This window comes from Mycobacterium rhizamassiliense (assembly GCF_900157375.1).
GTDB classification, from domain to species: domain Bacteria; phylum Actinomycetota; class Actinomycetes; order Mycobacteriales; family Mycobacteriaceae; genus Mycobacterium; species Mycobacterium rhizamassiliense.
On record NZ_LT721901.1, the window covers coordinates 2,663,795 to 2,690,264 of the forward strand.

23 protein-coding genes and 2 pseudogenes are annotated in these 26,470 nt (G+C 63.6%); 14 read left to right on the plus strand and 11 right to left on the minus strand.

What is annotated here, in order from left to right:
- Window position 1: 1 nt before the first annotated feature.
- The 6 genes from MRAB57_RS13105 to MRAB57_RS13130 all read left to right on the plus strand — a co-directional run bounded on the left by MRAB57_RS13105 (window position 2) and on the right by MRAB57_RS13130 (window position 4,944).
- Window positions 2–1,465, plus strand: a complete 1,464-nt coding sequence (locus tag MRAB57_RS13105) for an MCE family protein (RefSeq protein WP_077079388.1) — start codon at window positions 2–4, stop codon at window positions 1,463–1,465.
- Between the two features lie 46 nt (window positions 1,466–1,511).
- A complete protein-coding gene (locus MRAB57_RS13110) occupies window positions 1,512–2,153 on the plus strand; it encodes a mammalian cell entry protein (protein WP_108638088.1) in 642 nt (213 codons plus the stop codon).
- Between the two features lie 239 nt (window positions 2,154–2,392).
- The gene (locus tag MRAB57_RS13115) at window positions 2,393–2,875 is read left to right on the plus strand and encodes a hypothetical protein (protein WP_077082004.1); all 483 of its coding nucleotides are present in this window, start codon (window positions 2,393–2,395) and stop codon (window positions 2,873–2,875) included.
- A 32-nt stretch (window positions 2,876–2,907) separates the two neighbouring features.
- Complete coding sequence (locus MRAB57_RS13120; RefSeq protein ID WP_108637770.1) at window positions 2,908–3,279, plus strand: DUF732 domain-containing protein; 372 nt, start codon at window positions 2,908–2,910, stop codon at window positions 3,277–3,279.
- A gap of 16 nt (window positions 3,280–3,295) precedes the next feature.
- On the plus strand, window positions 3,296–3,985 hold the full coding sequence (locus tag MRAB57_RS13125) for a CAP domain-containing protein (RefSeq protein ID WP_077087928.1): 690 nt from the start codon (window positions 3,296–3,298) through the stop codon (window positions 3,983–3,985).
- A 764-nt stretch (window positions 3,986–4,749) separates the two neighbouring features.
- A complete protein-coding gene (locus MRAB57_RS13130) occupies window positions 4,750–4,944 on the plus strand; it encodes a ferredoxin (RefSeq protein WP_077079391.1) in 195 nt (64 codons plus the stop codon).
- Window positions 4,945–4,953: 9 nt separating this feature from the next.
- On the opposite strand, the gene MRAB57_RS13135 is transcribed toward MRAB57_RS13130, so the two are convergent.
- Window positions 4,954–5,598, minus strand: coding sequence for a response regulator (locus MRAB57_RS13135; protein ID WP_077087929.1), 645 nt, complete (start codon window positions 5,596–5,598; stop codon window positions 4,954–4,956).
- A gap of 103 nt (window positions 5,599–5,701) precedes the next feature.
- On the opposite strand from MRAB57_RS13135, the gene MRAB57_RS13140 reads away from it, so the two are divergent.
- Window positions 5,702–7,000: a sensor histidine kinase gene (locus tag MRAB57_RS13140; protein ID WP_077079393.1), complete on the plus strand. Its 1,299-nt coding sequence runs from the start codon at window positions 5,702–5,704 to the stop codon at window positions 6,998–7,000.
- A gap of 159 nt (window positions 7,001–7,159) precedes the next feature.
- On the opposite strand, the gene MRAB57_RS13145 is transcribed toward MRAB57_RS13140, so the two are convergent.
- Window positions 7,160–8,386, minus strand: a complete 1,227-nt coding sequence (locus tag MRAB57_RS13145; protein ID WP_077087930.1) for an IS110 family RNA-guided transposase — start codon at window positions 8,384–8,386, stop codon at window positions 7,160–7,162.
- A 367-nt stretch (window positions 8,387–8,753) separates the two neighbouring features.
- Between MRAB57_RS13145 and MRAB57_RS28570 the strand changes: the two genes are divergently transcribed.
- From MRAB57_RS28570 to MRAB57_RS29185, 4 genes and pseudogenes are all read left to right on the plus strand, one after another.
- A complete protein-coding gene (locus tag MRAB57_RS28570) occupies window positions 8,754–10,022 on the plus strand; it encodes a cytochrome P450 (protein WP_077087931.1) in 1,269 nt (422 codons plus the stop codon).
- Window positions 10,023–10,047: 25 nt separating this feature from the next.
- Window positions 10,048–10,599: pseudogene (locus MRAB57_RS13170) on the plus strand (alcohol dehydrogenase catalytic domain-containing protein); the annotation flags it as partial.
- A 39-nt stretch (window positions 10,600–10,638) separates the two neighbouring features.
- Window positions 10,639–10,800, plus strand: a pseudogene (locus MRAB57_RS13175) (aldehyde dehydrogenase family protein); the annotation flags it as partial.
- Between the two features lie 37 nt (window positions 10,801–10,837).
- On the plus strand, window positions 10,838–11,083 hold the full coding sequence (locus tag MRAB57_RS29185; protein ID WP_077079395.1) for an AMP-binding protein: 246 nt from the start codon (window positions 10,838–10,840) through the stop codon (window positions 11,081–11,083).
- A 366-nt stretch (window positions 11,084–11,449) separates the two neighbouring features.
- Here MRAB57_RS29185 and MRAB57_RS13185 read toward each other — a convergent pair whose 3' ends face one another.
- Genes MRAB57_RS13185 through MRAB57_RS13195 form a run of 3 tightly spaced genes read right to left on the minus strand, consistent with a single transcriptional unit; the run spans window position 11,450 to window position 14,153 of the window.
- A complete protein-coding gene (locus MRAB57_RS13185; RefSeq protein WP_077087932.1) occupies window positions 11,450–12,355 on the minus strand; it encodes a DUF7064 domain-containing protein in 906 nt (301 codons plus the stop codon).
- Between the two features lie 12 nt (window positions 12,356–12,367).
- A complete protein-coding gene (locus MRAB57_RS13190; RefSeq protein WP_077079397.1) occupies window positions 12,368–12,916 on the minus strand; it encodes a hypothetical protein in 549 nt (182 codons plus the stop codon).
- 1 nt (window position 12,917) lies between these two features.
- On the minus strand, window positions 12,918–14,153 hold the full coding sequence (locus MRAB57_RS13195; protein ID WP_077087933.1) for a phosphotransferase family protein: 1,236 nt from the start codon (window positions 14,151–14,153) through the stop codon (window positions 12,918–12,920).
- Window positions 14,154–14,351: 198 nt separating this feature from the next.
- Here MRAB57_RS13195 and MRAB57_RS13200 point away from each other — a divergent pair, with 198 nt between their 5' ends.
- Entirely contained in the window at window positions 14,352–15,635 is a 1,284-nt protein-coding gene (locus tag MRAB57_RS13200; protein ID WP_077087934.1) for a PucR family transcriptional regulator, read from the plus strand.
- Window positions 15,636–15,987: 352 nt separating this feature from the next.
- Here MRAB57_RS13200 and MRAB57_RS13205 read toward each other — a convergent pair whose 3' ends face one another.
- From MRAB57_RS13205 to MRAB57_RS13220, 4 genes are all read right to left on the minus strand, one after another.
- Window positions 15,988–17,259, minus strand: coding sequence for a cytochrome P450 (locus MRAB57_RS13205; protein WP_077079400.1), 1,272 nt, complete (start codon window positions 17,257–17,259; stop codon window positions 15,988–15,990).
- Window positions 17,260–17,357: 98 nt separating this feature from the next.
- The gene (locus MRAB57_RS13210) at window positions 17,358–18,083 is read right to left on the minus strand and encodes a LuxR family transcriptional regulator (RefSeq protein WP_083743393.1); all 726 of its coding nucleotides are present in this window, start codon (window positions 18,081–18,083) and stop codon (window positions 17,358–17,360) included.
- Window positions 18,084–18,365: 282 nt separating this feature from the next.
- A complete protein-coding gene (locus tag MRAB57_RS13215) occupies window positions 18,366–19,541 on the minus strand; it encodes a LuxR C-terminal-related transcriptional regulator (protein WP_077079402.1) in 1,176 nt (391 codons plus the stop codon).
- A gap of 209 nt (window positions 19,542–19,750) precedes the next feature.
- Window positions 19,751–19,963: a ferredoxin gene (locus MRAB57_RS13220; RefSeq protein WP_077079403.1), complete on the minus strand. Its 213-nt coding sequence runs from the start codon at window positions 19,961–19,963 to the stop codon at window positions 19,751–19,753.
- A gap of 517 nt (window positions 19,964–20,480) precedes the next feature.
- On the opposite strand from MRAB57_RS13220, the gene MRAB57_RS13230 reads away from it, so the two are divergent.
- Window positions 20,481–21,395 carry a 1,4-dihydroxy-2-naphthoyl-CoA synthase gene (locus MRAB57_RS13230; protein WP_077079405.1) on the plus strand — a complete coding sequence of 305 codons (915 nt, stop codon included), beginning with the start codon at window positions 20,481–20,483 and terminating at the stop codon, window positions 21,393–21,395.
- A 122-nt stretch (window positions 21,396–21,517) separates the two neighbouring features.
- The gene (locus MRAB57_RS13235; RefSeq protein ID WP_077079406.1) at window positions 21,518–22,624 is read left to right on the plus strand and encodes an NDMA-dependent alcohol dehydrogenase; all 1,107 of its coding nucleotides are present in this window, start codon (window positions 21,518–21,520) and stop codon (window positions 22,622–22,624) included.
- A 36-nt stretch (window positions 22,625–22,660) separates the two neighbouring features.
- Here the strand turns inward: MRAB57_RS13235 and MRAB57_RS13240 are convergent, their stop codons facing one another.
- Both MRAB57_RS13240 and MRAB57_RS13245 read right to left on the minus strand, forming a co-directional pair.
- Window positions 22,661–23,818: a LuxR C-terminal-related transcriptional regulator gene (locus MRAB57_RS13240; protein ID WP_077087935.1), complete on the minus strand. Its 1,158-nt coding sequence runs from the start codon at window positions 23,816–23,818 to the stop codon at window positions 22,661–22,663.
- Window positions 23,819–23,857: 39 nt separating this feature from the next.
- Complete coding sequence (locus MRAB57_RS13245; protein WP_077079408.1) at window positions 23,858–25,306, minus strand: aldehyde dehydrogenase; 1,449 nt, start codon at window positions 25,304–25,306, stop codon at window positions 23,858–23,860.
- Window positions 25,307–26,470 lie beyond the last annotated feature (1,164 nt).

The following is a 26,470-nucleotide window of genomic DNA, read 5'->3' on the forward strand; positions in this document are numbered from 1 at the left end:
CGTGTATTTGAGCCGCCAAGCGAGGATCCAACTTGCCATCTTCACGGTGGTCGCGCTTGCCGCGTCCGCGGTAATGGTCCTGCACTACATGAAGTTGCCCGCCGCCCTGTTCGGTGTCGGCCGCTACACGGTGACGGTCGAGTTGGCGCGAACCGGCGGGCTGTACAACAGCAGCAACGTCACCTATCGGGGCGCCGAAGTCGGCCGGGTGCAATCGCTGCACCTGACTGCCACCGGTGCGGCGGCCGTGTTGTCGCTGAAATCTGGCATCGACATCCCGTCGGATCTCAAGGTCGAGGTACACAGCCAATCGGCGGTCGGGGAGCAGTACGTCGCGTTACTTCCGCGAAGCGAAACCTCGCCGCCGCTGAAAAACGGTGATGTGATCCCAATAAAAGACACCTCGGTGCCCCCCGACATCAATTCCCTGATCGACGCCCTCAACACCGGCCTGCGGGCGGTGCCGCGCGACAACCTCAAAACCGTCGTCGACGAGTCCTACACCGCAGTGGGTGGGCTCGGCCCGGAACTGTCCAGGATCGTCAAGGGCTCCACCGATCTGTCGATCGATGCACGCCGAAATCTGGATCCGCTGTTGGCGCTGATCGACCAGGCAGGCCCGGTGCTGGATTCGCAGACCGACACTTCCGATGCGATTCAGGGGTGGGCGGCACACCTGGCCACGGTGACCCATGAACTGCAGACCCACGACGAAGCTGTCGCCGGCATCCTGGACAACGCTGGCCCCGCGGCTGCCCAGGGGCAGAAGCTGGTCGAGCGGTTACAACCCACCTTGCCTATCCTGCTGGCCAATCTTGTCAGCGTCAGCCAGGTCGCGCTCACCTACCAAAGCGACCTCGAACAGACGCTCGTCTTGGTGCCCCAGCTCATCTCCGACGAATCGGCCGGCCTGGTGGCAAACGCGAACACTAAGCAGGCATACCGGGGTCAATACCTGAGCTTCAACCTCAACCTCAACCTCCCGCCTCCGTGCACCACTGGGTTTCTGCCAGCGCAACAGATGCGGAATCCCACGCTCGAGGACTACCCGGAACGCCCGGCCGGCGACCTGTACTGCAGGATCCCGCAGGACTCACCGATGATCGAGGTGCGCGGTGCGCGCAACATCCCGTGCGAAACGGTGCCTGGCAAGCGCGCACCCACCGTGAAGTTGTGCGAGAGCGGCGAGCAGTATGTGCCGCTCAACGACGGCTACAACTGGAAAGGCGACCCCAACGCGACACTGTCCGGAGGGGACATCCCGCAGTTGCCGCCTGGGACGCCACCGGCAGCCGGTTCGCCGGGGCCGGCGCCGCCCCCGATCGCTGCAGCCCAATACGACCCGGCAACCGGTACCTACATCGGACCCGACGGGCGTCAGTACACCCAATCCGACCTTGCCCAAACCGCCCCGAAAAAGGACAAGACATGGCAAACAATGCTGCTGCCACCACCGGGCCGCTGACAGCAATCGCGCACAGACGTACTAACCAAGATAGATGGAGGACGGCATGCAAGTAGCGGCTGATTCAGGACTGCGCCCGGGCGACGACCCGGTGGATGAAGACGACGACACGCTGAATGAACAGGACAGTCCCGCTGGGGACGGCGACCCCCCTGAGGCTGCCGACGACGTAGACCGCGCGCCGGCGGCCCGGTCCAGAAAACGGGTGTCGGGGCAGCGGTGGGCGACGTTGCTCGGTGTGGTGCTCGTCGTTGCGTTGTCGGCGTTGCTGGGATGGTTGGGATTTCGTGTTCACCACGCGCAGCACGAGCAGGCTCAGCGAAGTCAATTTCTTCAGGCGGCCAGGCAGGGCGCACTGAACTTGACGACCATCGGCTGGCAGCGCGCCGAGGCTGATGTGCGCCGGATCTTGGACGGGGCGACGGGCGAGTTCTATGACGATTTCGACAAGCGGTCGAAGGCGTTCATCGAGGTGCTCAAGCAGGCCAAGGCGACGACGGTCGGCACGATCACCGATGCTGGGCTTGAGTCGGAGACCGCCGACACAGCTCAGGCGCTGGTGGCTGTGTCGGTGCAAACGTCGAATGCTGGTGAACCCGAACAAGTTCCGCGTGCCTGGCGAATGCGTATCTACGTGCAAAAAGTCGGCGGTCAGGTCAAGGTTTCTAACGTTGGGTTCGTGCCGTGATCCGGCTCAAGTCGCGCCAGGCCAGCGACCACAAGGATAGCGATGCCGCCGCGGAAACCCTTGCTGGGGCAGTGCCCACAGCGGTAGCCGAGGACCTGACCGCTGACGATGAGATCGCCGAGGACGTGACCAAAGTCGGCGAGGCGCTGTCCCTGGAGGTCGATGCGCCCGACGGCGAAACGGCCACAGTGATCGATGAGCCCGACTGTGATGAGCCCCTGGCGAAAGGGCGGCGTCGCATCAGTTGGTCGCGGGTGGTTGCCTACGGGATACTGCCCGGGCTGGCCATGCTGCTGGCATGTGCCGCGGGCTATGTGAAATGGCAGGAGGCCTCGGTCCGGGGCGCGCAGGCGGCCCGTGCGGAATCCGTGCGGGCCGCTACCGATGGCACCATCGCGTTGCTGTCCTACCGCCCCGACACCGTGCAGAAAGATCTTGAGGCCGCGCGGGCCCGACTGACGGGTACATTCCTCAACGCCTACACACAGTTGACCCACGATGTGGTGATCCCTGGAGCAAAGCAAAAGCAGATCTCGGCCGTAGCGACTGTCCCAGGCGCCGCATCGACGTCGGCGACCGCCAGCCATGCCGTTGTGCTGCTGTTTGTGAACCAGACGATCATCGTCGGCCAAGACGCGCCCACCAACTCCGCATCCAGCGTTCGGGTCACCCTCGACAAGATCAACGGGCATTGGCTGATCTCTCAATTCGACCCGGTCTGATCACGACGATGCCGCGATCCGCCGTTGGTCACATGCTGGAAAAGCCGCTCACAACAATGTTCTTCACGTGTGCGGGGTTATTTGGTGTTGCGGCAGTGGCGGTGACACCCAATGCGCATGCCGATGTGGTGGCCTATCTGCTGAATGTGACGGTGCGGCCCGGCTATAACTTCGCCAACGCCGACGCGGCGTTGAGCTACGGACACGGCATCTGCGACAAGGTATCGCAGGGTCGCAGCTACGCCGGTGTGATGGGCGATGTGATGGCCGACTTCGACACCTCCGACGAATACCAGGCCTCGTACCTGATCAATCAGGCCGTCAACGAACTTTGTCCCGCCTTGATCTGGCAGCTGCGCAACTCCGCAGCGCACTACCGGCCACCGGCCCCTGCCGGCGCCTGACGGAAGGGAAACCAACATGCAGCATCGAACGTTGACCTCGCCTGCGCTGGTGGTCGCCGTCGGCGCCCTGCTGGGTATGCCCGCCGCACATGCTGATGGCGACAACAACACGCTCGTACCGAACAACAAACGACTCAACGACGGCGTGGTCGCCAACGTCTTCACGATGCAGCATCAGGCAGGCTGCACCAACGACGTCAAAATCAACCCACAGCTGCAACTGGCCGCCCAACGGCACACCCACGATGTGCTGAACAACCGAAACCTCGACGCTGATATCGGTTCTGACGGGTCCACGCCACAAGACCGCGCCAGTGCCACCGGCTTTCGCGGCAAGGTGGCCGAAACCGTGGCCATCAATCCGGCCTTGGCGATCAGCGGCGTCGAGTTGATCAACCAGTGGTACTACAACCCCGCCGACTTCGCGATCATGTCCGACTGCGCCAACACCCAAGTCGGGGTGTGGTCAGAGAACAGCCTCGATCGCACCGTCGTGGTCGCCGTTTACGGACAGCCCGACCAACCCGCCCAGAGACCACCGAAGATACCGCCGACCGGACCTCCGCCCGTGGTGTCCATGCAGGAAAACATCCCCCTCGATCCCAGCCCCGACTACGACGCCAGCGACGAAGTCGAATTCGGCATCAAATGGCTCCCGTGGATCCTGCGCGGCGTCTACCCACCTCCCGCCATGCCACCGCAGTAGCCAACCGTCAGCTCGCGCCGGCGCTGACAAGCGTGGTCTCACAGCTAAAAGGGCTGCGTTCCGGCATAGCTGGTGGTATGACGCGAATGTCGGCCGCAGGCCGGTGGCCGCCGTGGTCGCTCACCAGGACGTGGGCCTCACCACCGGTCTTTCTTTGAAGTGACCATTAATATGATCGGTCCTTGTTGTCGACTTCCCAATAGTCGTCTAGCCGAGAGCGTTGTGGACTTCCAATTGAGCATCGACGCGACGCTGTTCGGGCCGTAGCATGGCTGCGGCCTGCGCTGTCGGGGATTTCCCAATCGATTATCCTGTGACTGTTGGCAAGTCATCAATGCGCCCTCTGCGTCACGGCGCCCCACGCCGGGTATCGTGCCACTTTCCACCGTACGACTATTTGGGCGCGGAACCGGAACGGCAGTCTCCTCTGATACCACGGTATGACCGCCGCGGCTACACGGAGTCCACCACTATGCGCGCATCCGCCCGGTCGTTTCAGCGCCGACATTGGTTCGATTGCGGGGCAATTAGGGTGGGCACGCTTGGCCAGAGCCACGGGATCGGAGTATGTCTCGCGGAGCGGGGGCGGCGCGTGGCGTAGCCATGAGGAGAACGCAAGGACCCTCCCGGTTACCGTTCAACGGTTCGAAGAGCCGGCTTGCGTAGCATGCGCTTGGCACGCGCAGGCCAACTTTGGCGCACGCGGTCCGACTCCTGTCATCGTTCGCGTCCCATACTCGGCTTTGGGCAGAACAGGAGCGGTCATGCGTGTCACCGTCGATTACGATCTGTGCGCTGGGCATGGCCAGTGCCTGTTAGCTGCGCCCGACGTCTTCGATTTGCCGGATGGGTCCGAGCAGGTCGTCATTCTCGATCGGGATCCACCCCAAAGCGAGTACGAAGCCGTCGTGCGTGCCGCGGCGATGTGCCCAGCGCAGGCGCTGCGCGTCGTCAACTGATGCCGACCGTCAGCGTGGTCCTTCGGCGGCGTCGTCGAGTAGACCGTACCGTCCGGCGAGCGCGGCGGCTTTGATCCTGTTGGCTGCACCGAGTTTGTGCAACAACGAGGCAACCATTCGCTTGGCGGTTCGCTCCGAAACCAGCATCGTGGTGGCAATATCAGCGGTCTCTATACCCGTTGACAACAGCACCCACAGCTTGAGGTCCGCTGGCGTCAACGAGTCGAGCACATCTGTTGACGGCTTGCGTGAGCTGGACAGCAGCGTGTCGAGCAGGGCCGGGTCGATCACTCGCAGGCCCGCGGCGATGGTGGACAGCGGACCGGCGAGCGCCTCGGGACGTACGGTCTTCGACAGAAACCCGTCTGCGCCGGCACGCAGCGCTTCCTCGGCCAGCTGCGGATCAGCCGTGCCCGACAACGCCAGGATCCGGGTCCTCGGGTGACGCGCCTTGATGTGGCGGATCGCGGCCACACCGCCCAGCGGCGGCATGGAGAGGTCGACAATCGCCAGATCGGCATCACACGACGAGGCGAGTTCTGCGGCCTCCTCGACGAACGTCGTGCGGCCACCGATGATGAACTGCTCACCCCAGTCGCGGGTCAGCAGGAGTTGCAATCCCTCCGCGAAGAGTTCGTGATCGTCGACAATCACAACGACATAGGGCTTCCGACTCACCCGCCGATGGTAATGCGCGTGTGAGGGATCGTCGTCGAATTTCCCGACCCGGCCTCCGGCGGTGTCTAGGCTCAGGCGCGTGAACAGCTCGCGGGAGCTCCGATCTCTGGTGATGCCCCCTGGTGACGGGTACGGGCTGGCCCGCGTCGTGGTTGCCGTCCGGGTCGCGGTCGTGGTATCGATCGTCGTGCTGGTAGCGATCGGCCCGGAGTGGATGCGCCGGCACACACTGATGCTCGCCGTCGTCTTGACCGCCGCACTGGCCTACGCGGCGGTACTCATGGCCCACCCACGCTTCGAGGTGCGCCGCACGCGTTATGCGTGGCTGGTCTCGGCGTTGGACGCAACGCTCACGCTGTCCCTCATCGGACAGACGGGCGGTGCGTCCAGTCCGGTTGTCTCGGTGCTCGCACTAGTGGTCATCGCCTCGGCGGCGCGGCTGACGTTCACCGAATCCCTGTTGCTGGCCGTGTTCGTGGGTATCGGCTACCTGGTAGTGGTGTTGATGTCCGGGCACCAGGACGACACTGCCCTGTCACCGCCAGTACAGGGACTCTGGTGGGCGCTGTACGTGGTGTTCGTCGCGGTGCTCGGTGGCAGCCTATCGGTCCTGGTCGACCGTGAACACCGGTCCCGGGTGCGCGCCCTGGTGGAGGCCGAGGCAGAACACGCCGCCGCCGAGGAGGAACGCGACCTGCGAGCTCGCCTGCTGCGCTCCTATGAGGCGCAGCAGGAGGGACTTCAGGTGCTGCTCCACGAGTTCCGTACTCCGGTGGCCTCGCTCGAGGCGCTTGCCGCCGCCCTCACGGACTCGGCTCCGATGGCAACCGCGGACCGCGACTCGGCGATCCAACTCGCGGGCCGGCACACGCGCCACCTGTCGGACATGCTCGACGCGTTGTCAGATGTCAACCTCAGCCGGCGGCCCGCGTTCTCGTCCGGTCGCCTGCGTCGGATCGATCTGGCCGACTTGATCTCCGAAGCCGGCGACGCGGCCGGCCTGCTCCCAACCCGCCTGCGGGTGTCGACGACAGGCGACGTCTCCGCCATCCAGGTGGACGCGCAGGGGCTGCGCCGGGTGCTGACCAATCTGCTGGAGAACGCCGCACGGCACGGCCGCGGGCGACCCATCGACGTGATCTGCGAACGCAGCGATGATCATCTGAGCGTCTCGGTTCTCGACCGCGGGCCCGGGGTATCGCAAGAGAGTCTGGGCGAGTTGACCGCCAAGTTCGTCAGCCTGTCGGATCGGCGTGGCACCGCTGGACTAGGGCTGTGGATCGTGCAGCAGATCGTCGACGCGCTCGGCGGGACGCTGCAGTTCTCCGCCCGTGACGGCGGTGGCCTAACCGCCTCGTTCACCGTTCACGTCAGCTGACGGGCCACGCGCTCAGCAGAGTGGCACGCACGGGCCGTGAGTTGGCCCGCACGTCAGGGGTAATCGTGCGCCTTCTATCCCAGACTGGCCTGGACCCCGCGAAGTGATCTGCAGCACACCGTGCGGAAGAGGCTGAAAGACATCTCACGTAGTTAAGAGTCAAGCCGCGAGCGGGAGGGGAGGTGGAAACGCTAAGTGTTCGTTGTAGAGCTGGCCGGTGTGCAGGCAGTGGTGGAGTTGGCCGAGGAATTTGTTGAACAGGTGCCGTTGGGCTTGGCGGTTCCAGTCTCCGACCGCGCGGCGGGCATCGAAGTGGCGGCGCGCGCCGGGCGAGGCGCGCAGCGATGCCAGCGCCCAGATCGAGCCTGCGGCGGCGAGGCGCCGGTTTTTGATATGGCGCTGCAGCACAATGGTTTTCTTGCCACTGGCGCGGGTGATCGGGGCGGAGCCGGCGAAGGCTTTCAACCCGCGGGCATCGGCGAAACGGGTGCGGTCGTCGCCGATCTCGGCGAGCACCCGGGCGCCGGCCAACATCCCCAGGCCGGGGAAGCTGGTGATGATCTTGGCGTCCGGGTGTTGCTCAAAATGGGCGCTCACCGCCTCGGCGAGATTGTCGGCGGCGGTGCACGCGGCGTCGAATTGATGCAGCAATGCGCTCAGGTGGACGCCCATCGCGCTTTCGACCTGTGGTGGTTGGTGCAGGTAAGTGTCGGTGAACACGGCACGCAGCCGCTCGACGTCGCGGTCGAGATCGCGGCGGCGCCCGGCCTTGGTCAGCAGTCGACGCAGCCGGGCCGGGGTCAAGGCGGCGGCCTGGGCCGGGGTCGGCGCGGCCGCCAGGATGGTGCGCGAATCGGCGCGGGCCAACCCGCCGGTGGGCAGCTCGGCGAACGCGACCAGGGCGGCCGGGTAAAAGTCTTTGAGCAGGTCGCGGATCTGGTTGCCGATCTGTTGGCGTGCCCACACCGCGTCCTGCTGGGCACGCGCCAACACCCGGATCACCTGAGCCAGCTCGGAGTCGGCCGGCAATGGCCGATGCGCGGCGGCATCGGTGCGCAAGATGTTGGCCAACAGCACCGCGTCAGTGGCATCGGACTTGGCCCCCGACACCGCATACCGAGACCGGTAGCGCGAAGCGGCCAGCGGGTTGATCGGATAGATCACCCGGCCGGTTTCGCGCAGCGCGGCCACCCACAACCCGCGATCGGTTTCGATCCCCACCGGGATCGGGTGCTCGGCGGTATCACCCACCTGGGCCAACAGCGTCAACAACTGCGAGAAGCCGGCCGCATCATTGCTGACCCGCTCGCGCGCCACGACACGACCGTCGGCGTCGACCACGGCAACGTCGTGATGGGCTGTAACCCAATCTATTCCGCAATACAAGGACAAGGGATCATCACTCCTTCGATTAATCGTTGTGCCGTTACCGGTGGACTCACGCGGCGCCCTAATCGCAGGACTCGAAGGTCCGTCATCTCACTAGCCGTCCGTGACTCCAGCACACCGCAGGACCTCGTTCTGTCGAAGAGCTCAAGGCTCGGGAACAACCATCGGGAAGTCAACCCTGCGGTGGGCTCGGGCAACGGCATCTCACCACCACCGGACAGGGTCTGCCACCAGGCGCGCCGTTCTTTCAGAAGTCGTCGAACGACGGGAAACATCAGGCATCACCTGGTAGCAGACCCCGCAAGGAACAGACCCGGTCTTAAGACCAGCAACCATCCCCTACGAAACGATTAGGAACCCCTCAATGACCACCGCCGCCCCCACCCATCGCGACATCGACCTGAGCGCACGTGAGTTCTGGGCGAAGCCGCATGAGGAACGTGACGCTGCGTTCGCGGTGTTGCGTCGCGAGAACCCCGTGGCGTGGAGTCGGCCTGCCGACTCTGACCTGCTGCCCCCGGAGCAGAACACCGCCGGTTTCTGGTCGTTGACCAAGCACGAGGACATCCGGATAGCGAGCCGCCACCCCGAGATCTTCTCCTCCGCGCAGGGCATCACCATGGAGGACTTCCCGCCCGAAATGATCCACATCGCACAGTCGTTCATCGCGATGGACGCGCCGCGCCACACCCAACTGCGCGGTATCACGTTGGATGCATTCAAGCCGAAGAACATGCGCCGGCTTCAGGACTGGATTCAGGGTCACGCCCGCGATCTGGTTTCCGAGATAGCCCACTTGGGCGAGGGTGATTTCGTCGAGCTGGTCTCGGTCAAGTTGCCGGGCCGGATCTTCGGCAGCTTTTTCGGCCTTCCGCCCGGGGAGATCCACGACAAGACCATCAACGCCGCGCAACGACTGCTCGGCTGGACCGACCCGGAGGTCTGTGGCGACAGCAGCGCACTCGAACTCTTCGCCGGCGCGGTGATGGACCTGCATGAGACAGTGTCGTTGCTGATCCCCGAGCGCCGCGCCAACCCCGGCGACGACCTGCTGACCTGGATGGTGCAGGCCGAGTTCGACGGCGAGAAGATGACCGACGACGAGCTGAAGGCCTTCTTCGTGCTATTGGCCGTGGCAGCCAACGACACCACCCGGCACGCGTCGGCGAACGCGATCCACGCGTTCTCCAGGTTCCCGGATCAGCGCGACCTGCTGGTGGCCGACGTCCGCGGCCGAGTGGATTCCGCTGTCGAGGAAGTCCTGCGCTGGGCGTCACCGCTACTGCACATGCGACGCGCCGCCACCCAGGACTTCACCATCCGCGGATCGGAGATCAAGGCCGGCGACAAGGTGGTGCTCTGGTACATCTCGGGCAACCGCGACGAGGACGTCTTCGAGAATCCGTTCACGTTCGACATCTTCCGGAACCCCAACCCGCACATCGCTTTCGGAGGCGGTGGGCCACACTTCTGCCTCGGCGCCGCACTGGCCCGCACCATGCTGCGGTCGTTGCTGACTGAGGTGTACACGCGCATCCCCGACATCAGCGCACCCGAACCGCACTTCCAGGTGGCCAACTTCATCAACGGCATCAACAGCCTGCCCGCCACTTGGACTCCCGAGCGCCGCTGACCACCCCAAAGTAAGCACACGCCGTTTGAAAACCAAAGCCGCCGTCCTGTGGCGTCTACACCAGAAGTGGTAGGTCGAAGAACTCGACCTGGACGGACCCAGAGAGCGGGAGGTCCTGGTGAAGCTGACCGGCGGCGGCCTGTGCCACTGCGATAACCATCTGGTCACAGGAGACATGCCGATGAACCTCCCGGTGGTCGGCGGACACGAGGGCGCAGGTGTGGCGGCCGACGTCGGACCCTGCGCCACCGAAGTGGTGGTGGGCGACCACGTCGTCCTCAGCTTCATCCCCGCCTGCTGTCGATGCCGTCCGCGTGCTCGCGGCATGAGCAAGCTGTGCGAGTACCGCGCGGCGATCATGGCGGGACCGCAGCTGGATGGCACCCGATTCCATGGCCGCGGTCAGGACATTGGCCAGATGTGTGTTCTCGGAACAATTTCCGAGTACACCGTCGTCCCCATACTCTCGTTGGTCAAAGTCGACAAGGACGTACCGCTGGACAAGGCCGCACTCGTCGGATGCGGTGTCACCACCGGCTACGGTGCCGCCGCGCGCACGGGCGAGACCGAGGATGGCTAAACCGTCGTCGTCATGGGTGTCGGCAGATTGGGCACCAACATGATCAACGCGATGTATCCCTTCGGTGGGGTGAAGCAGAGCGGATTAGGGCGCGAACTCGGGGTCGATGCCCTCGACGAGTACACCGAGCCGAAGTTCGCCTACATCGACCTGACACACGACTATTTTCCTGGGTACCCACGCTCCGTACGCACCTGACCGGCCTGCCGTCATCGTCGCCGAGACCGGACGGACGATGAGCTACCGGCGCCTCGACGACGAATCCGGTGCGCGTACTTCACGATGCTGGACTGCGCCCAGGGACGTTGTCGCGCTGCTCTCCGACAACGCCCCCGAAGCGCTCGTGACGTGTTGGGCGACACAGCGTTCGGGGTTGTGCGTGACGGCGATCAACCTCCACCTGACATCGCGGGAGGCCGCCTACATCGTGCACGATTCGGGTGCACGCGCCTTGATCGCCTCGGCCGCTCTCCACGAGTAGGCGACCGCGGTTTATGCCCACGCCGGCGGCCCGGGCATACGGCTGGCCTTCGGCGGCGAGATCGGCGGATACAACTCCTTCGAAGCTGCCCTGGGCGGGAGCGGGACCAAACCTCCAGGAGCAGCCATGCGGGGCGGTCATGCTGCACTCCTCAGGAACGACCGGTTTCCTAAAGGTGTTCGGCCCGCGCTTCCGACCGCAACGTCGATGGGCCCGGTGATCCGACCGTCGCGATCGCGAGGCGGTGCAGAACGCAGCAGCGCAACTGCGGAAGTATTGGCGGTGGGGGTTGGCTCCGTTATTTGTGGACGCACTGTCGGCCCATTCAGTGTGGTACGCCTACGGCGAACTTACCGAGGGTATGGGTCACTCACGACGCCACGGTAGCCGGAATCCTCCCTCGCTCAAGCCATAGCCGATAGTGCCGTCATCGAGTTGAAACTCCATGATCTGTTCGCACACCACGAACGTGTCCTGCGGGAACAGCCAGGTGAACAATGGTGTCGCTGAAAACGTGAAGTGGCGGCCCAACTCGTCGTTGAAAGCCCATTGCATCGAAGTCACCGAAAAGCTGTCAGGCGCGTAGTCGATCGTGTCCTTGATCGCGTTGACCCGTAGCCACCGCGCGCCGTCATAGAACATCCGCATATAGGAGTTGGCGCCGGTGGTTGACACGCCGTGGATGCCGCAAAAAGCCACTCCGTTGTCGAATATGGGCCAGGCCAGCCGATAATGCCCCAGTGAGTCCCAGTTGCGAACACCGGCGGCGATGTCCCGGAAGCCCGTACCCGTCAACGCGACACGTTCACCGCGGATGGACAGGTGGCCGGTCACCACGCTCGGCCCCTCGAGGTGGACGCTGGCCATCTCGCGCGCGAATGTGCCCTCGGCGTCCTGGGTCAACGCGATGCAGTCCGCCATCGAGACATCGGAACGCCAGTCCAGTTCCAGTGCGAAATCTGCGTTGCCGAAGCTGATGTGGGTCAACATCAGCGGCTCGACAGCGCGCACGGTCAGGCCTGCCAGCTCTAAGCCGCCGGCGGGGCGGGCGTCGGTGTAGGGGAGGTTGAGGTTGGTTCGCGCGAAGACGGGCAACCCGTCGGCGAAGGCAATCAACCAGCTATTGGCCTGTTTACGGTTGGGCAGCATGCCGATTCGGATCAGGACACCGATCCGGGCCACCGGGTCGTAGGCGTTGTAGTAGTAGCTCTGACCCCACAATTCTTGATCGGGGTCGACAACGAGTCCTTCATATTTTGCGAAGTCAGTCATTTGGTCACGACCTTATGCGGTAGGGGCCAGCAGGGATTCGATTGTCGGAAGGTGATAGGCGTTGGCATCGAAGCCCTGGGCGCGGCTCCAGACACGATCACGCAGGATCTCGCCGCGGGACTGGTCGAGCACGATTCGGCGTACATCGTCGCGGTACGTCCGTGCGGAATCGTCGGTGAATACGACGTCCACCAAGTGGTCCAGCGCCGTCCGGATCGCCCGCGCCGTCGTGACGATCTCGGTCGGATCTGCGGCGGACCGCGACAGCAGCGCACGGCCGGACGCAGCCGAGCCGCTGAGCGCCGACACTGGGCCGGCGACCCGTTCGGGATAGTCGCCCAGCACTGCGCCGAGTTGGTCCGCGAAAGCCACTGCGCGGGTCAGTTCGTCGCGGTCGAAGCGATACTGCAGCGGTAGCTGCTCGGCCATCAGCGTCAGGGTGCCGATGACGAGCTGGGCCTGCTCCCTGGCGAGCGCGTTGCCCGGGTCCACCGCGGGCGCGACGGAGTCGATCATCGCCTTGATCATCGTCTGCAGCTGCAGGTCGTAGCGCAAGATCATGTCAGGCTCCCGTCTCAAGTAGCTGGTGGATTTCGTGGAGCATGCTGCTGCCGATACCGATTAGCCAGGCGACGGTGATGTCCTGATGCGTCTTTGCCCCGCCGGCGATCCGGTAGCCGGTACCCAGCGCGAGCACCGCGATGGAGAAGGCGTTGAACACCCGGTAGTAATGCAGCCGTTGAGGGTCGACGGACAGTCCAGATATCCGCTCGTAGTCGGCGTAGAGCTGGTCGGTCGGCAGCAGGCCGCTAGCCAGGAAGGTGGCTCCATCCTCGGCGAGGTGCCCGAACGCAGGAGCCGCGATCCACGCCAGGTCCTGGTGGCGGTCGCCGATCCGGGCCAGTTCCCAGTCCAGGATCGCGGTCACCTTCCGATCGTGCTCGGTGAACAAGTAGTTGCCAGTGCGAAAATCGCCGTGCACGATCGAGAGGCGTTCCACTGGCGGCATGTTGGTGCGCAGCCAATGTGCGGCCAGCCGCATCAAGGGGATGTCCTCGCCGCAGTCTTCGTCCCACGCCCGGCTCCACCAATTCACGGCCCACTCGACGCTCTGGGTGCCCAGCTCCGGTCTGTCGAAGGCGTCCAGGTCGGCGTTGGTGAAATCGAACGTGTGGATCGCCGCCAGGTGCCTGACCATCTGCTGGGCCAGCGGGCCGCGCAGCTGCGGACCGAGGTTGGTGCCTAGCCCCGACACGCCCACCGAGGCGGCCGACGGTTTCGTCGAGCCGGCTACCATCCCGTACACCAGTCCCGGGTAGGGCAGGTGCTCGGCCTGCGCATCCAGCCAGTACACGGGTGGGACAGGCACCACGCCCTGGAACGCCTTGATCACCTGGAACTCGCGCAGCCGGCTGGTCTCAACCATCGACTCGGCGGGCTCCATGCGCAGCACCAGCGGTGTTCGGGTCCGGCCGGTACCGGGCGCGACCCAATCCAGGGTGAAAGCCATTTGCAGTTTCGACGCGCCGCCACTGAGCCACCGGCCATCGGAGACGGTGAACGGCTCATCCAGTCGATCGCTGAGGATGGCTGTGACCGCGGTGGTCAGGGTGTCTAGCGTCGGCGGCGTGTAACGGCTGGTCGCGCGGTTGCGCTGGCGCCGATTGAGCACCCGGTCGAGCTCTGATTCGGTCGGGTACCGCCGGCGCAGATATTCGATCCAGGATTCGCTCGGAGCGTCCTTATCAACGCTGGCCAGATGCGGTCGGGCGAACAGGGGAACTGCTGGTGAAACCATTCCCCGATGGTGCAGGCAACCGCGCCCGCCGCCTATAGCCACCGCGTGCAACGTTCGTCCGCCGGGTTGTCTATGACGTGCATCACTATGACGTATCACTGTGGCGCATGGCGCTTTCTGTCTCCTTAGACCCGTTTTCCTACTCCCATTTGGATAGATTCGTGGACCGACCAGTCGGCGCCGCCTACCGTGTCGTCTATGCGGCTGGGCAGCCACAACGACGTGAGGCTGGCAGCGGGCAACGCCACCGCTGGCGAGACGCCCGCTGAAACGATGCGCCGCTGCGCCCACGCCATGTTGCTGCGCTCCAGTCAGGTCAGCGCCGCGATCTCGGCGGACGTGCTTAGCCACGTGGCTGGGTTGACCCCCAACGGGTCTGTGCAGGCCATCAAGGCAGTGCATGACAGCACTGATCAGAACGTCGGGGCGATCTTCGCCACCTTGGCTTTTGGCGTTCCCTCCGATGCTGCCGAGCCGCCGACCGGAACCCAGGACCTGCTTCGGCACACCGTCGCCGGTGACGGCGACGTCACCACGCTGCTGAGGGCCTACAGGTACGGACACTCGCTGTTGTGGGAGATGTGGAGCGCCCACGTCGCCGAGCAGGTCGGCGAGGCCCCCCGGCTGCACGAAGTATTGTCGATGTCCTCGAAGCATATGTTCACCTTCATCGACCGCTCTTGCGAGCGGCTGGTCAGCGACTTCCAGCTGCTTTATGGCGCACGGTCGCCAGCGCGTCCCACGCGCTCAGTCGGCGAGACCCTTCGTGACCTACTGCTCGACGACACAGTGGTCGACGAGGCGCTGGCCTCCACGGTGCTGCGATGTGACATCGGCGGATACCACGTGGGGCTGGTGCTCTCGCCGTTAGCCGCGGGTGTCGACGTGCGTGCAGTCGCCGGCACGTTGAGCACCGCGGCGGGCGCCGCATCGGGGGCGACGCTGATGGTCGGCGACGGCACGATGTGGTCTTGGCTGACGTGGCCTCGGCGGCCGGGCGAGGATCGACTCCGGCGGGTGCACGACACCCCGGCGAAGGACGTCGTGGTTGGGATGGGCGAGCCGGGGCGAGGGCGCTCCGGATTTGCCCGCTCCCATCAGCAGGCGCGCGATGCCGAACGGGTGACCCGACTCAACCGCAATGTGTGCGGCGGTGTCGTCCGCTACCGTGACGTCGAACTGGCCGGTGCGCTGTGTGGTGACGTCGGCCGCGCGCGGCGGTTCGCCGAGGACCGGCTGAGCACCTTAATCAGCGACGACCCCACCGTCGAGCGGCTGCGGGAGACACTGCTGGTCTACCTTGACAACGGCTGCCGCCAGTCACGGGCAGCCGAGGTCCTCCATGTCCATCCCAAGACGGTCAGCTACCGGCTTGCACAGGCTCAACGACTACTGGGCCAGCCGTTCGCGGAGCACGTGCTCGACGTGGGCGCCGCACTCACCGTCGCGCAAGCGCTAATGGGTGGCCGGCCCCATAGCTAGTGAGCGACGTCGCCACTGATCTGCGCATCGATCTTAGGATTCGAGCATTCGTCTGCGGGGATTAACGACCGCGCAGCCGGGCGCCCCCTCAACGAGGCGTTCGACCGCAGTCGGCCGCGACCGTGTCGTCTGGTATCGCCGTCGTTCCCTTGAGGCGCTTACCGCCCCTACGGATAACGGCTGGCCAGGCGGGGACCGCAACTGACTAACTTGGATCACCGCGCGATCCGGCCAGCTTCCACCCTGGTGCGCGGGGGTGTCACGGCACCAGCGTTGCCCCTTTGTGTCCGACCGCTGTTGAGGCGGCGGCCCGACGGACAACTCACGCCATCGGAGTCCGCGATTGAAGGAACTAGGCCGGCTTCTTTTTCTCCGGCCTCCATGCGGCCGGAAGACGCTTGACACCATTCATGAAATTTGACAACAACAGGTCAGGCTCGCCGACCTCGAGACCTTTCATGCGGTGGTAGATCTCGCGCATCTCCGCCTTGATGACTTCACGGCCGAGAATGTGGCCAATGCAGTAGTGGGGGCCACCGGCGCCAAAAGACTGATGGGGATTGTGCTTGTCGTCGCGGCTGATATCCATGTCCTGCGGGTTCTCGAATACGTCCTCATCGCGATTACTCGCGATGTACCACAACACCACTTTGTCGCCTTCCTTGATGGTGACGTCGTCAAGCTGATAATCGCGCGTCGCGGTGCGGCGGAAGTGCATCAGCGGGGGTTCCATCCGCAGCGACTCGTTGACCGCGTCGTCCGCCCGGCCGTCAAAATCCTCCATCAGATAGGTCAGCTGATCTGGGTGCTCCTGGAACAGATTCAGGGTATGGGCCATCGCATGCCGAGTGGTGTCATTGGCTCCCGCGGCCAGCAGGGCAAAGAACACACCGACCTCGTCTCGGGTGAGCTTGTTGCCTTCGTACTGGGCTTCGGCGACCCAGGTCAGCAGGTCGTCGCCGGGATTCTTGATGCGCTCGGGCACCAATTCGTTTGCGAGGCTGGCCAGCTTCATCGACGCATCGGCGAAGACCATCAGCGGAGAGCCGATATGGGCATACTCCGGGTCATTCCAGCAAGCGAACTGTTCCGCTGCGTCCATCGTGTAGTTGATCTGGTCGTTATCGGTGATGCCTAGCATGCTGCAAAAGACCCGGCCAGGAACCTCTTTGGTGATGAGCTGGCACAGATCTCCTTGGCCGAGGGGCGCGACGTTGTCGATGATGCCCGCGACTATGCCGCCGATCTTGTCCGACATCTTGCGGATGTTCCGGGGCGTGAACGCCACAGTGACGATGTTGCGCATCTCGGTGTGGCGTGGCGGATCGGTCACGATGAACGACAGCATGTTCTCGAGCTGCGGGAAGTCGTCGATGAACACGCCCTCAGCGGAGCTGAACACCTCGACGTTGCGGGAGACCTCCCGCAGATGGCGGTGCTTTACCAACGACCAGAAGCCTTTGGCGTTCTGCAGGTTCGGGTCGAGGGAGTCCGGTGCATCGTTCCAGCTGATTGGCTGATTGTTACGCAGCCACGTGAACGCCTCGTGGCGGTAGGCCCGCGGCTTCGCCCAGAATTCCAGCGAGTTCAGCCTGGTGTCGATCCCCTCGGCTGCAGTACTCATACGATGTCCCTCGACTCTCACTCATGCCGACCGTGAACTGCGGTCCGGTCGACGCGATGTTATGTGGGATGTGACCGCTCACACATCTATTAATGGGGTCAATGTTTGTACCGCGGAGGGGGGATAACCTTCGAGAGTCGGTAGCGAGCAACAGCGTCAGTGCGGTTGCTCGCATCCAGCTTCTGCATGATGTGCCGGACGTGTGATTTGACGGTGCCCTCGGAAACGAACAATCGCTCCGCGATTTGGGCGTTGGTCTTGCCGGATGTCATGAGAGTGAGCACCTGCCGCTCTCGCTGGGTCAGCTGCTCAGCTACGTCGTTGACGACCGATTCTTCCTTTGCCGCCAGGGTGTTAGGGGTGTAGTCGCTCAGGTCCATGTCGTCTGTCAAGAAACCCGTCAGCGAATATATTTGCTGGACGTGCTCCCGTGCGGCGGCACTCAACGATTGCATCCGGTCCAGGACGATATTGCGCTCCATGATCGAGCCGAGGCCCTCGGCGAAGAGGCCCAGCAAATCCCGGTCTTCAGTGCCGACATCTCCGGACTCGCTGGGCGCATCGGCATGGACGAGGGCCACCGGCGTCTGCCAGATGTAAACGGGCGCCGCGACGTAGACGTCGGGTTTGGCGATCGCGACGAGATCGGTGTTGACCCGTGGATCGGATTGGGGGTCGGTGACCAGGATGGGTGCTTTGTCGCGCACCATCGCGCTCTCCGGTAGCGGTTGGCAAAGTCGTCGTGGATGCGCACGACCGACTCGCAGCAAAGTGTTGGTCAGGTCGGCGTCCCCAGGGAAGTGCGCGGAGTGCACCACCCACATGTTGCGTTGGATACGGGAGAACAAGACGCGACCGAACCCGGCCCGGCACAACTCGAGTGGCACGCGCTCGGCGAGTTCGCTGTTGTTGGACAGCCGCCGAAGCCGACCCAGCGCATCCGTTGCCGCGGTCGCTCTGCTGTCGGGCGAGACGATTACTAGGCAGTCGGCGTCAACCGATCCTAGCGCTCTGTGTGGAGCTACCACCCTGTCGACGCTAGAAGGCAGCCAACCCGGGGCGCATCTCCCAAGAGGAGGAACTGCTGTACCCCTCGTCCAGCGTGACTACATCGAAGCCTGCCGGGCCCGGTGGTACTTCGCGACCGCTTCTGTGCGATTGGACGCATCCATCTTGCGTAGGATTTGCTTGACGTGGGACTTGACTGTCCCCTCGGTGACAAATAGTGACGCAGCGACCTGGGCGTTGGTCTTTCCGGCCGCAATCGCACGAAGGACCTCTGCTTCTCGCGAGGTTAGATCGTGAAGGCGGTGGGTAGCGTCACCTTCGCTCCTCGACCGCGCAGCAGCATCACGATCGATGAGGTCTCCAACCCGGGGCCGCGCTGGTCCGGCCGATTCGATCACATCGACGGTGAAGTCGTCGGCGAGTGAGCCGGCAAGCCGCATGTGTTGCTCGGCGGCCTGGCGCATCGCTCGGAGCCGATCGATCATCAAATTGCGCTCGAAGGCTAGTCCGAGTCCCGCGGCGAAGGTTCCCAGCACGTCGCGGTCAAACTCCGTTACTCGTGTGGCATCGATGTGCCGGTCGGCATGTAGGAGTCCGATCGGCTTACCCCAGCTGAACACCGGTGCTGCCACGTAGGCCGCCGTCTGGGTGAGCGTAACGAGTTCGGCGTGGACACGGGGATCGGTTTGGGGGTTGGTGACCAAGATCGGGGAGCCGCGCTGAACCATCTCAGACTCCAACAGCGGGTTCACCAGCTTGCGCGGGTGGGCGAGGCCCGCTTCGACCATCATTGAAGCCATCTTCAGATCCGCCCCGGCGAAGGCTGAGCGGGTCACCCACTTGCCGTTTTGGATGCGGGAGAACAGAACCCGGGAAAAGCCCATCCGGTACACCAGGGTCGGGATGCGCTCGACTAGCGCGACCGCTGAGGTTGTCCCGCGAAGTTCGTTGATGGCGTCTTGCGCGCTCGCCACCCGCTGGCGCTGGTGTGTGAGGAGTATGTCTTTGATCGCGATCTGAGTCTGTTCGGCCCGAAGCGCCAGCGCCGCCAGCGAAGCCTGCCCTTGGAGGCCTGGCGACACGTTGGTGAGCTCCAGCCGATGGGCCAGGGCACGGCGAGCCTCCGACAGTGCAGCATCGGTGGCCTGCGTATCAGGGCTGGACTGGGCCCGGCACAGGTTGACTCCGACGATTTCTTCGGTCATTCGCACGACTTCCCAGGCCTGCTGGATGCAGTCGGATGCATCGGCGACCGGCTGTGCAAGCTGGCTCATCGCGCCCTCCTCCCGCGCATGCTTCTAGCTGCGACCAGCACAGGCGGCCGTGCTGGTGACCTGCGTAAGGACCAGTATGTGACCTGCGCCACGTCGTAGTCAAAGAGGGAGCATATCAGAAATTATTAATATGGTCAGACCATAATTAGCTCGGCGAGGCAGGTTGGCTCCGCGAAGAATTGGGCGCGGGCGCCAAGCGGCGTCAGGACTCAGGCGTCGACGATTTGGATGGACTGGGTCGGGCATTTGTCGGCCGCCTCTTCTAGCTCGGCTCGACGTGAGGTATCAGCGGTTTCGTGGAGCACGATCGTCTTCCCCTCGCCATCGTCGGGGATGCTGAAGAAGTCGGGTGCAACCATCTCGCACAACCCGATCGTGGCGCACTTGGAACTGTCGAAGATGATTCGGCAGCGAGCGCTCATCAGACTCCTCCTCTCGATGGACAACTCCCAACTATCACAACACCAGGACATCGACGCACATCAGTTCCCGAAAGGGGAATTTATTAAGGTACGGAAGGGGTACGTGAGCCAGATCCAGCCGCACTGGCATCGGCTGGCCTAGTCGGGAAATACTCCAGGGGGACCGGGAAGGTATGACACGGTCCACCTGTGCCAGCCGTTGTCATGGGCCACGCTCGCGCCGACGCGGAATCCGCATACGAATTCGCCGCCCTCGTTGGCGGTGCGGATAATTCCATCCCGCAGCGCGGTCCGCACCTCGTCCTTCGACATATCGCTAGGCAGAAATATTTCGACGGACTTCCAGATCTTCGACACTTTATACCTTACATTACACCTGGGAACCCTTGCGACCGACGCTAATTCGACGGTGCGAATCACCACGAGTCCCCGGGCGAGCGAATTTTTGTCCCCCGAAAGGGGGGACTGTTGTTAGTTCGTCTACCTGATGGTGAAATCTGCCTTTAGATTCGCTCACGTGACTGACAACCCGTTCGACCCGTTGCTGTGGGCGCCCGTTGAGGGCTTTGAGGATCTCACCGACGTCACTTACCACCGCCACGTGCTCGAAGGTGCGGGGCAGCCCACGGTGCGGGTGGCCTTTAACCGACCGGAGGTTAGAAACGCGTTTCGCCCCCACACCGTCGACGAACTGTATCGGGCGCTTGATCATGCCCGGATGTCTCCGGAGGTCGGAGTGGTTTTGCTTACCGGTAACGGACCTTCCCCCAGGGACGGCGGCTGGGCGTTCTGCTCTGGCGGCGATCAGCGCATTCGCGGGCGCACCGGCTATCAGTACGCCTCCGGCGAGACCGCCGAATCGGTGGACGCCGCGCGCGCGGGTCGACTGCACATCATGGAGGTGCAGCGGCTCATCCGGTTCATGCCCAAGGTGGTTATCTGCCTGGTAAACGGATGGGCCGCGGGCGGCGGGCACAGCTTGCACGTGACTTGTGACCTTACTTTGGCCAGCCGCGAGCATGCCCGGTTCAAGCAGACCGACGCCGACGTCGGCAGCTTCGACGGCGGCTACGGCAGCGCATACCTGGCCAAACAGGTCGGGCAGAAGTTCGCCCGCGAGATCTTTTTCCTCGGTGAGCCCTATACCGCCGAGCAGATGCACGACATGGGCGCAGTCAACCGAGTCGTCGGCCACGTGGACCTGGAGAAGGTCGGGCTGCAGTGGGCTCAGGCCATCAACGGCAAATCGCCTCAGGCCCAACGCATGCTGAAGTTTGCCTTCAATCTGCTCGATGACGGATTGGTCGGCCAACAGATTTTCGCCAGCGAGGCGACCCGGCTGGCCTACATGACCGACGAGGCCACCGAAGGTCGCGATGCCTTCCTGGAAAAGCGCGCGCCGGACTGGAGCCGGTTTCCCCGCTATTTCTAGAACCTGCTCAGGTCATTCTCTCATTTCGCACACCAAATACACCTCTTGAGGGAGATGCCTGGCCACTGCCAATGGAGTGACGATGACCAGTGAGAAGTCGGGCATTGAATGAAAGGCGCGGTGTGCGGACAAAAGCTGCGGTCCTATGGGGACTGGGAGAAAAGTGGCAAATCGAAGAGGTGGAACTGGATGCCCCCAAGGAGGGTGAGGTTCTGCTGAAACTGGTTGCCAGCGGCTTGTGCCACTCCGACTACCACCTTGTCACTGGCGACATCCCCGTCGGGCTTCCGTATGTGGGCGGCCACGAAGGCGCCGGCATCGTCGCGGGAGTAGGGCCGGGCGTGACCGACGTCGCCGAGGGTGACTCGGTGGTGCTCAGTTTCCTGCCCGCGTGCGGCAAGTGCGCTCATTGCGCGCGCGGCATGACCAACCTGTGCGACCTCGGCGCCCATATCATCCAGGGACCGCAGCTCGACGGCACCTACCGTTTCCACGCACGGGGTCAAGGACTGGGCCAGATGTGCTTGTTGGGGACGTTCTCCGAGTACACCGTCGTGCCGATGGCTTCAGTGATCAAGGTCGACCCGGCCAGCCCGCTGGACCGCGCCGCGGTGATCGGCTGCTGCGTTCCCACGGGATACGGCAGCGTGGTGAAAACGGCCGGGGTGCATCCCGGCGACGCAGTCGTGGTGATGGGAATCGGCGGCATCGGGGCTAATGCGGTCCAGGGCGCCAAGGGCGCGGGCGCCCGTTACATCCTGGCGATCGACCCGGTCGAGTACAAACGCCAGAAGGCCCTCGAGTTCGGCGCGACCCACACCGCCGCCAATGTCGCTGAAGCACAGGCGTTGATCACGGATCTGACGCGCGGCATCATGGCCGACGCGTGCGTGATCACGACCGACAATGCCGAGAGCGGCTATGTGGCTGAGGCTCTGAGCCTCGTCGGTCGTCGTGGCAAGGTAATCGTCACCGCCATCGGTCACCCCACCGACCTGACGATGGGTGGATCGTTGTTCGAACTCACGCTGTACGAGAAGTCCATCCACGGCTCGTTGTTCGGTTCGTCGAATCCGCGGCATGACATCCCCCGCTACCTGGAGATGTACACCCTCGGCCAGTTGAAGCTCGACGAGCTGATCACCCAGGAGTACACCTTGGACGAGATCAACCAGGGTTATGAGGACATGTTGGCGGGCCGCAATATTCGCGGCGTGATCCGTTTTTAGCGCGCCTCGTCGGCGCCCAAGTCTGCGGGTCGTCGATCAGCCGGCCCTGGCGGGGCCGGCCGCGGCTAGCAGCCGATGGTAGCGAGCAACTGCCTCAGTCCGGTTGGTGGCGCCCAGCTTCCGCAGGATGTGTTTGACGTGTGACTTGACCGTGCCCTCGGTCACGAACAGGCCGGTGGCAATCTGGGCGTTGGTCTTGCCGGAGGCCAGATTCCGCAGCACGTCCCACTCGCGGGGGGTCAGACGTTCATTACGTTCGTCGAGAGGTCCGATCGCTCGGGCCTTACCGCTATTGGTGGAAAGCTCGAAGCTGAGTTCGGCGGCGCCGAGCGCATCGGCGGTGAAATCATCGGCGATGGCGTGGACTCCTGCCAAATAATCCGTGGCGGCGCTACGCACCGCATGCAACCGCTCCATCAGCTGGGCCCGCTCGATCGCCATGCCAAGACCCTCGGCATATGTGCCCAAAATATGGCGGTCAAACTCATCGACGGTGGAGTCGACGTCACGATCCGCGTGCATCATCGCGATGGGAACTCCCCACGCCATGATTGGCGCGGCGACATAGCTGGTGGTTCCGGTGTAGCGAACAAATTCGGTGTGCATGCGGGGATTCGACTGCGGATCAGGGACGACCATCGGAGTACAGCGGCGCACCATCTCGCTCTCCAACAGGGGCCCGTTGAGGCGACGCGGATTGGCGCGACCAATCTCGACGATCTCCTCGCCGAACTCGGGATCCTCAATTGCGAACGCCGAGCGGGCCATCCAAGTGCCCTGTTCGATCTTGGAGAACAGCGCCCGCCGGAACCCGATCTGGCGCGCCTCGATCGGCGCACGCTCGGCCAGGATGGTGGCTGACGGCGCGTTTCGCAGCGTTGCCAGCGCATCCCTGACCCCCAAGGCCACTTGGGCACGGTGTTGGATCAATGCATCCTTGACGTCTGCCTCGGCGGCGACGGCTCCCAGCACCAACGCGGTCGCCTTGACCCTGGAGACCTCGTTGGTTGTCTCTGCTCCACCCTCAAGAGCGCGTAACAGAGCTTGCCGAGTTGTCTTCAGGCCCGTGTTGCTGGCCTGCAGGTCGCCGTCCGGCGGCAGTGGGTCCAGGCTCTCAGTGGATAGCAATTTAGCTGCGGCACTGATGATCTCACGGGTGCGTTCGATCTCGTAGCCGGTGTCAGTCGCAGACATCGTTGTCCTCTCGATTGGGCCGTTAGCCGTTAGGCTCTGTTAGGCAGGCGGCAGGTAGATCGTCTTGTGGATCTGGAACGCGTGCAGACCCTCAGGCCCGAGTTCGCGGCCCATGCCGCTGTCCTTGATCCCGCCAAACGGCGCTACCGGTTCGTTGACGTAATGATTGACGCCGATCGTGCCCGAGCGCACCTTCCGCGCGACGTCGGCGGCGTGTTCGATGTCGGAGGACCAGACTGTTCCACCGAGCCCGTAGTCGGAGTCATTGGCGATCGCGATCGCCTCGCTCTCGTCGCCGTACGGGATCACCGAGAGTACCGGTCCGAAGATCTCCTCGCGGGAGATCGTGGCGTTGTTGTCTACGTCGGCGAACACCGTCGGTTCGACGAACCATCCCTGGTCGAGCCCTGGTGGTCGCGAGCCACCGGTCGTCAGCCGGCCCTCCTGTTTCCCTTTGGCAATGTAACCCTCCACGCGCTCACGCTGCTGGCTAGACACCAGTGGGCCGATCTTGGTTTCGGGGTCGAGCGGGTCGCCGATAGTAAGTGAGCGAGCGAGATCCGTTATCGTGTCGACAATTTCGGTGTAGCGGCTCCGCGGTGCCAGGATCCGGGTGTTGAGCCAGCAGATCTGCCCATTGTTGAGCAGCGTCGCTCCAAAGAACGCTTCGATCGATGCCCCGAGGTCAGCGTCATCGAGCACGATCGCTGCCGATTTGCCGCCCAGCTCGAGTGTCACGGAGCGAAGCAGTCGACCGCAGGTTTCGGCGATGGCCCGACCGGCCGCGGTTGAGCCGGTAAAGGAAACTTTGTCGATTCCGGGGTGGGACACCAGGGCGGCGCCAAGGTCGCGCCCGCCGGGTACGACATTGAGAACACCAGGGGGCAGTCCGGCGGCCACCGCGGCTTCTGCCATCAAGAAGGAATCGAGGACCGTTTCTTCAGCAGGCTTGAGCACCACGGTGCATCCGGCGGCCAGCGCTGGAGCGACCTTCAGGAACGCGATGCCTTGAGGAACGTTCCACGGCACGATCGCACCCACGACACCCACCGGCTGTCGCGACACCAGGGCTGTGCCACCGAGCATTCCGGGACGCTCTTCCTCCACCGGCACGCTGTTCATCACGTCGCTGTAGTAGCGGAGCAGCAGGGGAGGGAAGATCGACTCGAATCGCTGAGCCAGCCAGATGGGCATGCCGTTCTGCATCGCCACCCGGGCAGCCGTCTCGCCGCCGCGTGCTTCGAGTTCGGCGGCGAACTGCTCCAGCGTCTCGCCGCGTTGTTTCGGGTGCCACGAGGCCCACCCGTCCGGATCATCGAACGCGGCCCGGGCCGCCGCGACGGCGGCGTCGACGTCAGCCTCACCGCCGCGCGGCACCGAACCGATCAGCTGTTCCGTCGTGGGTGAATGGACATCGATCGTCGCTGCCGTGGTGGGGTCCGTCCAGTGACCTCCGATATAGAGCTGGCGGTAGTCGATCGTTGGCATCTAGCCTCCTCCTGGTTAGTGACGCCCACAACTGCGAGCCAAGGCATGTGATCGCAGTCACGCAACCAAGCTTGCCCAGGCCGTCAGCCAAGTTCAATTGTTATTATGGTCAGACCATAAATTTCACTCTGATGAGGTACCTCTAAAGGCGGTTGCCGGACCCTTCTCGAGGATTGCGTGCCTTGCCGACATAGCTTTTGGCCGCACGCCGCACCGAGTCTCGGCGCTCAGTCAGGTCTTACCTTCGATACCGAAGGTAAGACCAACTTGGTCCTTCGGGGTGACGCATGGCACTCCCTAAGTGGTGGACAGTGAAAGGCATGGAGTTGCACGTTCGGCTTGGGATCGCTCCGCAACACGGACTGATGCGCGACGGTGTGAAGAGGGCCGAGCGTAGTCATGGAGATGGGGACGAATCTGAGGATCGCGTATGCCGCGGCTTGGTGCGAGCCGGTTTTTCTGATCGGTTACATCATTGCATTTAGCGTTCTTGGGTGGAACCATCCGCCTCCTTCGCCGAGGTTTGATGCGCGGCCGTTGGTCGAGCACTACTTCGTTCCCCACGATCAACAAATCATGCTCGGCAGGATCATTCGCATGTGATAGCAGGTGCTCTGTCTGCAGTGGGGCGGCAGCGCCTTCGGTAGCGGTGAACTGTATGAAGCATCCATCTGCAGTTCCGACGAACATCAGCCTGTTGGGTGGTGGCATCACCGCGTGGGTTGTCGCCGAATTCCCCGGGAAGGTTCTTCATGCCGCCCATTACGGTTCTTAACCGGTGCTGCAGGAGTTCATTTGGCGTGAGGCATGGTTCATCTACGACATGACCTACATGGTCGGCGGCGTTCGAGACGATCGCGGTCGGAGTCTATGCCTTGACCGACAAAGGCGACTCTCCAGTCTGGCCGCGATGGTCCGGCTGGGTGGCCATCGGAGGCGCTCTTCGTTCCCGCCGGGAAGCGTCATCCCGTACATCACTTCCGGACCCTTGGCGTTGAAGGGCCTGTGGAATTTCTGGATTGCATCCCCATGGTGGCTCATCCGGTTTGGCATCTACAGCTACTACCCGTTGCGACACATCAGGCCATTGATGAGGGTCGACGTGAAACATCTTGTGCCGCCAAATGTTTAGGACGAGAAGCACGCTTGAAGACCACAACCTCT

Bases quoted from the DNA above. Each gene is read 5' to 3' on its own strand.
- MRAB57_RS13110 (WP_108638088.1), top strand. From the start codon at position 1,512: ATGCAAGTAGCGGCTGATTCAGGACTGCGCCCGGGCGACGACCCGGTG.
- MRAB57_RS13120 (WP_108637770.1), top strand. From the start codon at position 2,908: ATGCTGGAAAAGCCGCTCACAACAATGTTCTTCACGTGTGCGGGGTTA.
- MRAB57_RS13125 (WP_077087928.1), top strand. From the start codon at position 3,296: ATGCAGCATCGAACGTTGACCTCGCCTGCGCTGGTGGTCGCCGTCGGC.
- MRAB57_RS13130 (WP_077079391.1), top strand. From the start codon at position 4,750: ATGCGTGTCACCGTCGATTACGATCTGTGCGCTGGGCATGGCCAGTGC.
- MRAB57_RS28570 (WP_077087931.1), top strand. From the start codon at position 8,754: ATGACCACCGCCGCCCCCACCCATCGCGACATCGACCTGAGCGCACGT.
- MRAB57_RS29185 (WP_077079395.1), top strand. From the start codon at position 10,838: ATGAGCTACCGGCGCCTCGACGACGAATCCGGTGCGCGTACTTCACGA.
- MRAB57_RS13185 (WP_077087932.1), bottom strand. From the start codon at position 12,355: ATGACTGACTTCGCAAAATATGAAGGACTCGTTGTCGACCCCGATCAA.
- MRAB57_RS13190 (WP_077079397.1), bottom strand. From the start codon at position 12,916: ATGATCTTGCGCTACGACCTGCAGCTGCAGACGATGATCAAGGCGATG.
- MRAB57_RS13195 (WP_077087933.1), bottom strand. From the start codon at position 14,153: ATGGTTTCACCAGCAGTTCCCCTGTTCGCCCGACCGCATCTGGCCAGC.
- MRAB57_RS13200 (WP_077087934.1), top strand. From the start codon at position 14,352: ATGCGGCTGGGCAGCCACAACGACGTGAGGCTGGCAGCGGGCAACGCC.
- MRAB57_RS13205 (WP_077079400.1), bottom strand. From the start codon at position 17,259: ATGAGTACTGCAGCCGAGGGGATCGACACCAGGCTGAACTCGCTGGAA.
- MRAB57_RS13210 (WP_083743393.1), bottom strand. From the start codon at position 18,083: ATGTGGGTGGTGCACTCCGCGCACTTCCCTGGGGACGCCGACCTGACC.
- MRAB57_RS13215 (WP_077079402.1), bottom strand. From the start codon at position 19,541: ATGAGCCAGCTTGCACAGCCGGTCGCCGATGCATCCGACTGCATCCAG.
- MRAB57_RS13220 (WP_077079403.1), bottom strand. From the start codon at position 19,963: ATGAGCGCTCGCTGCCGAATCATCTTCGACAGTTCCAAGTGCGCCACG.
- MRAB57_RS13240 (WP_077087935.1), bottom strand. From the start codon at position 23,818: ATGTCTGCGACTGACACCGGCTACGAGATCGAACGCACCCGTGAGATC.
- MRAB57_RS13245 (WP_077079408.1), bottom strand. From the start codon at position 25,306: ATGCCAACGATCGACTACCGCCAGCTCTATATCGGAGGTCACTGGACG.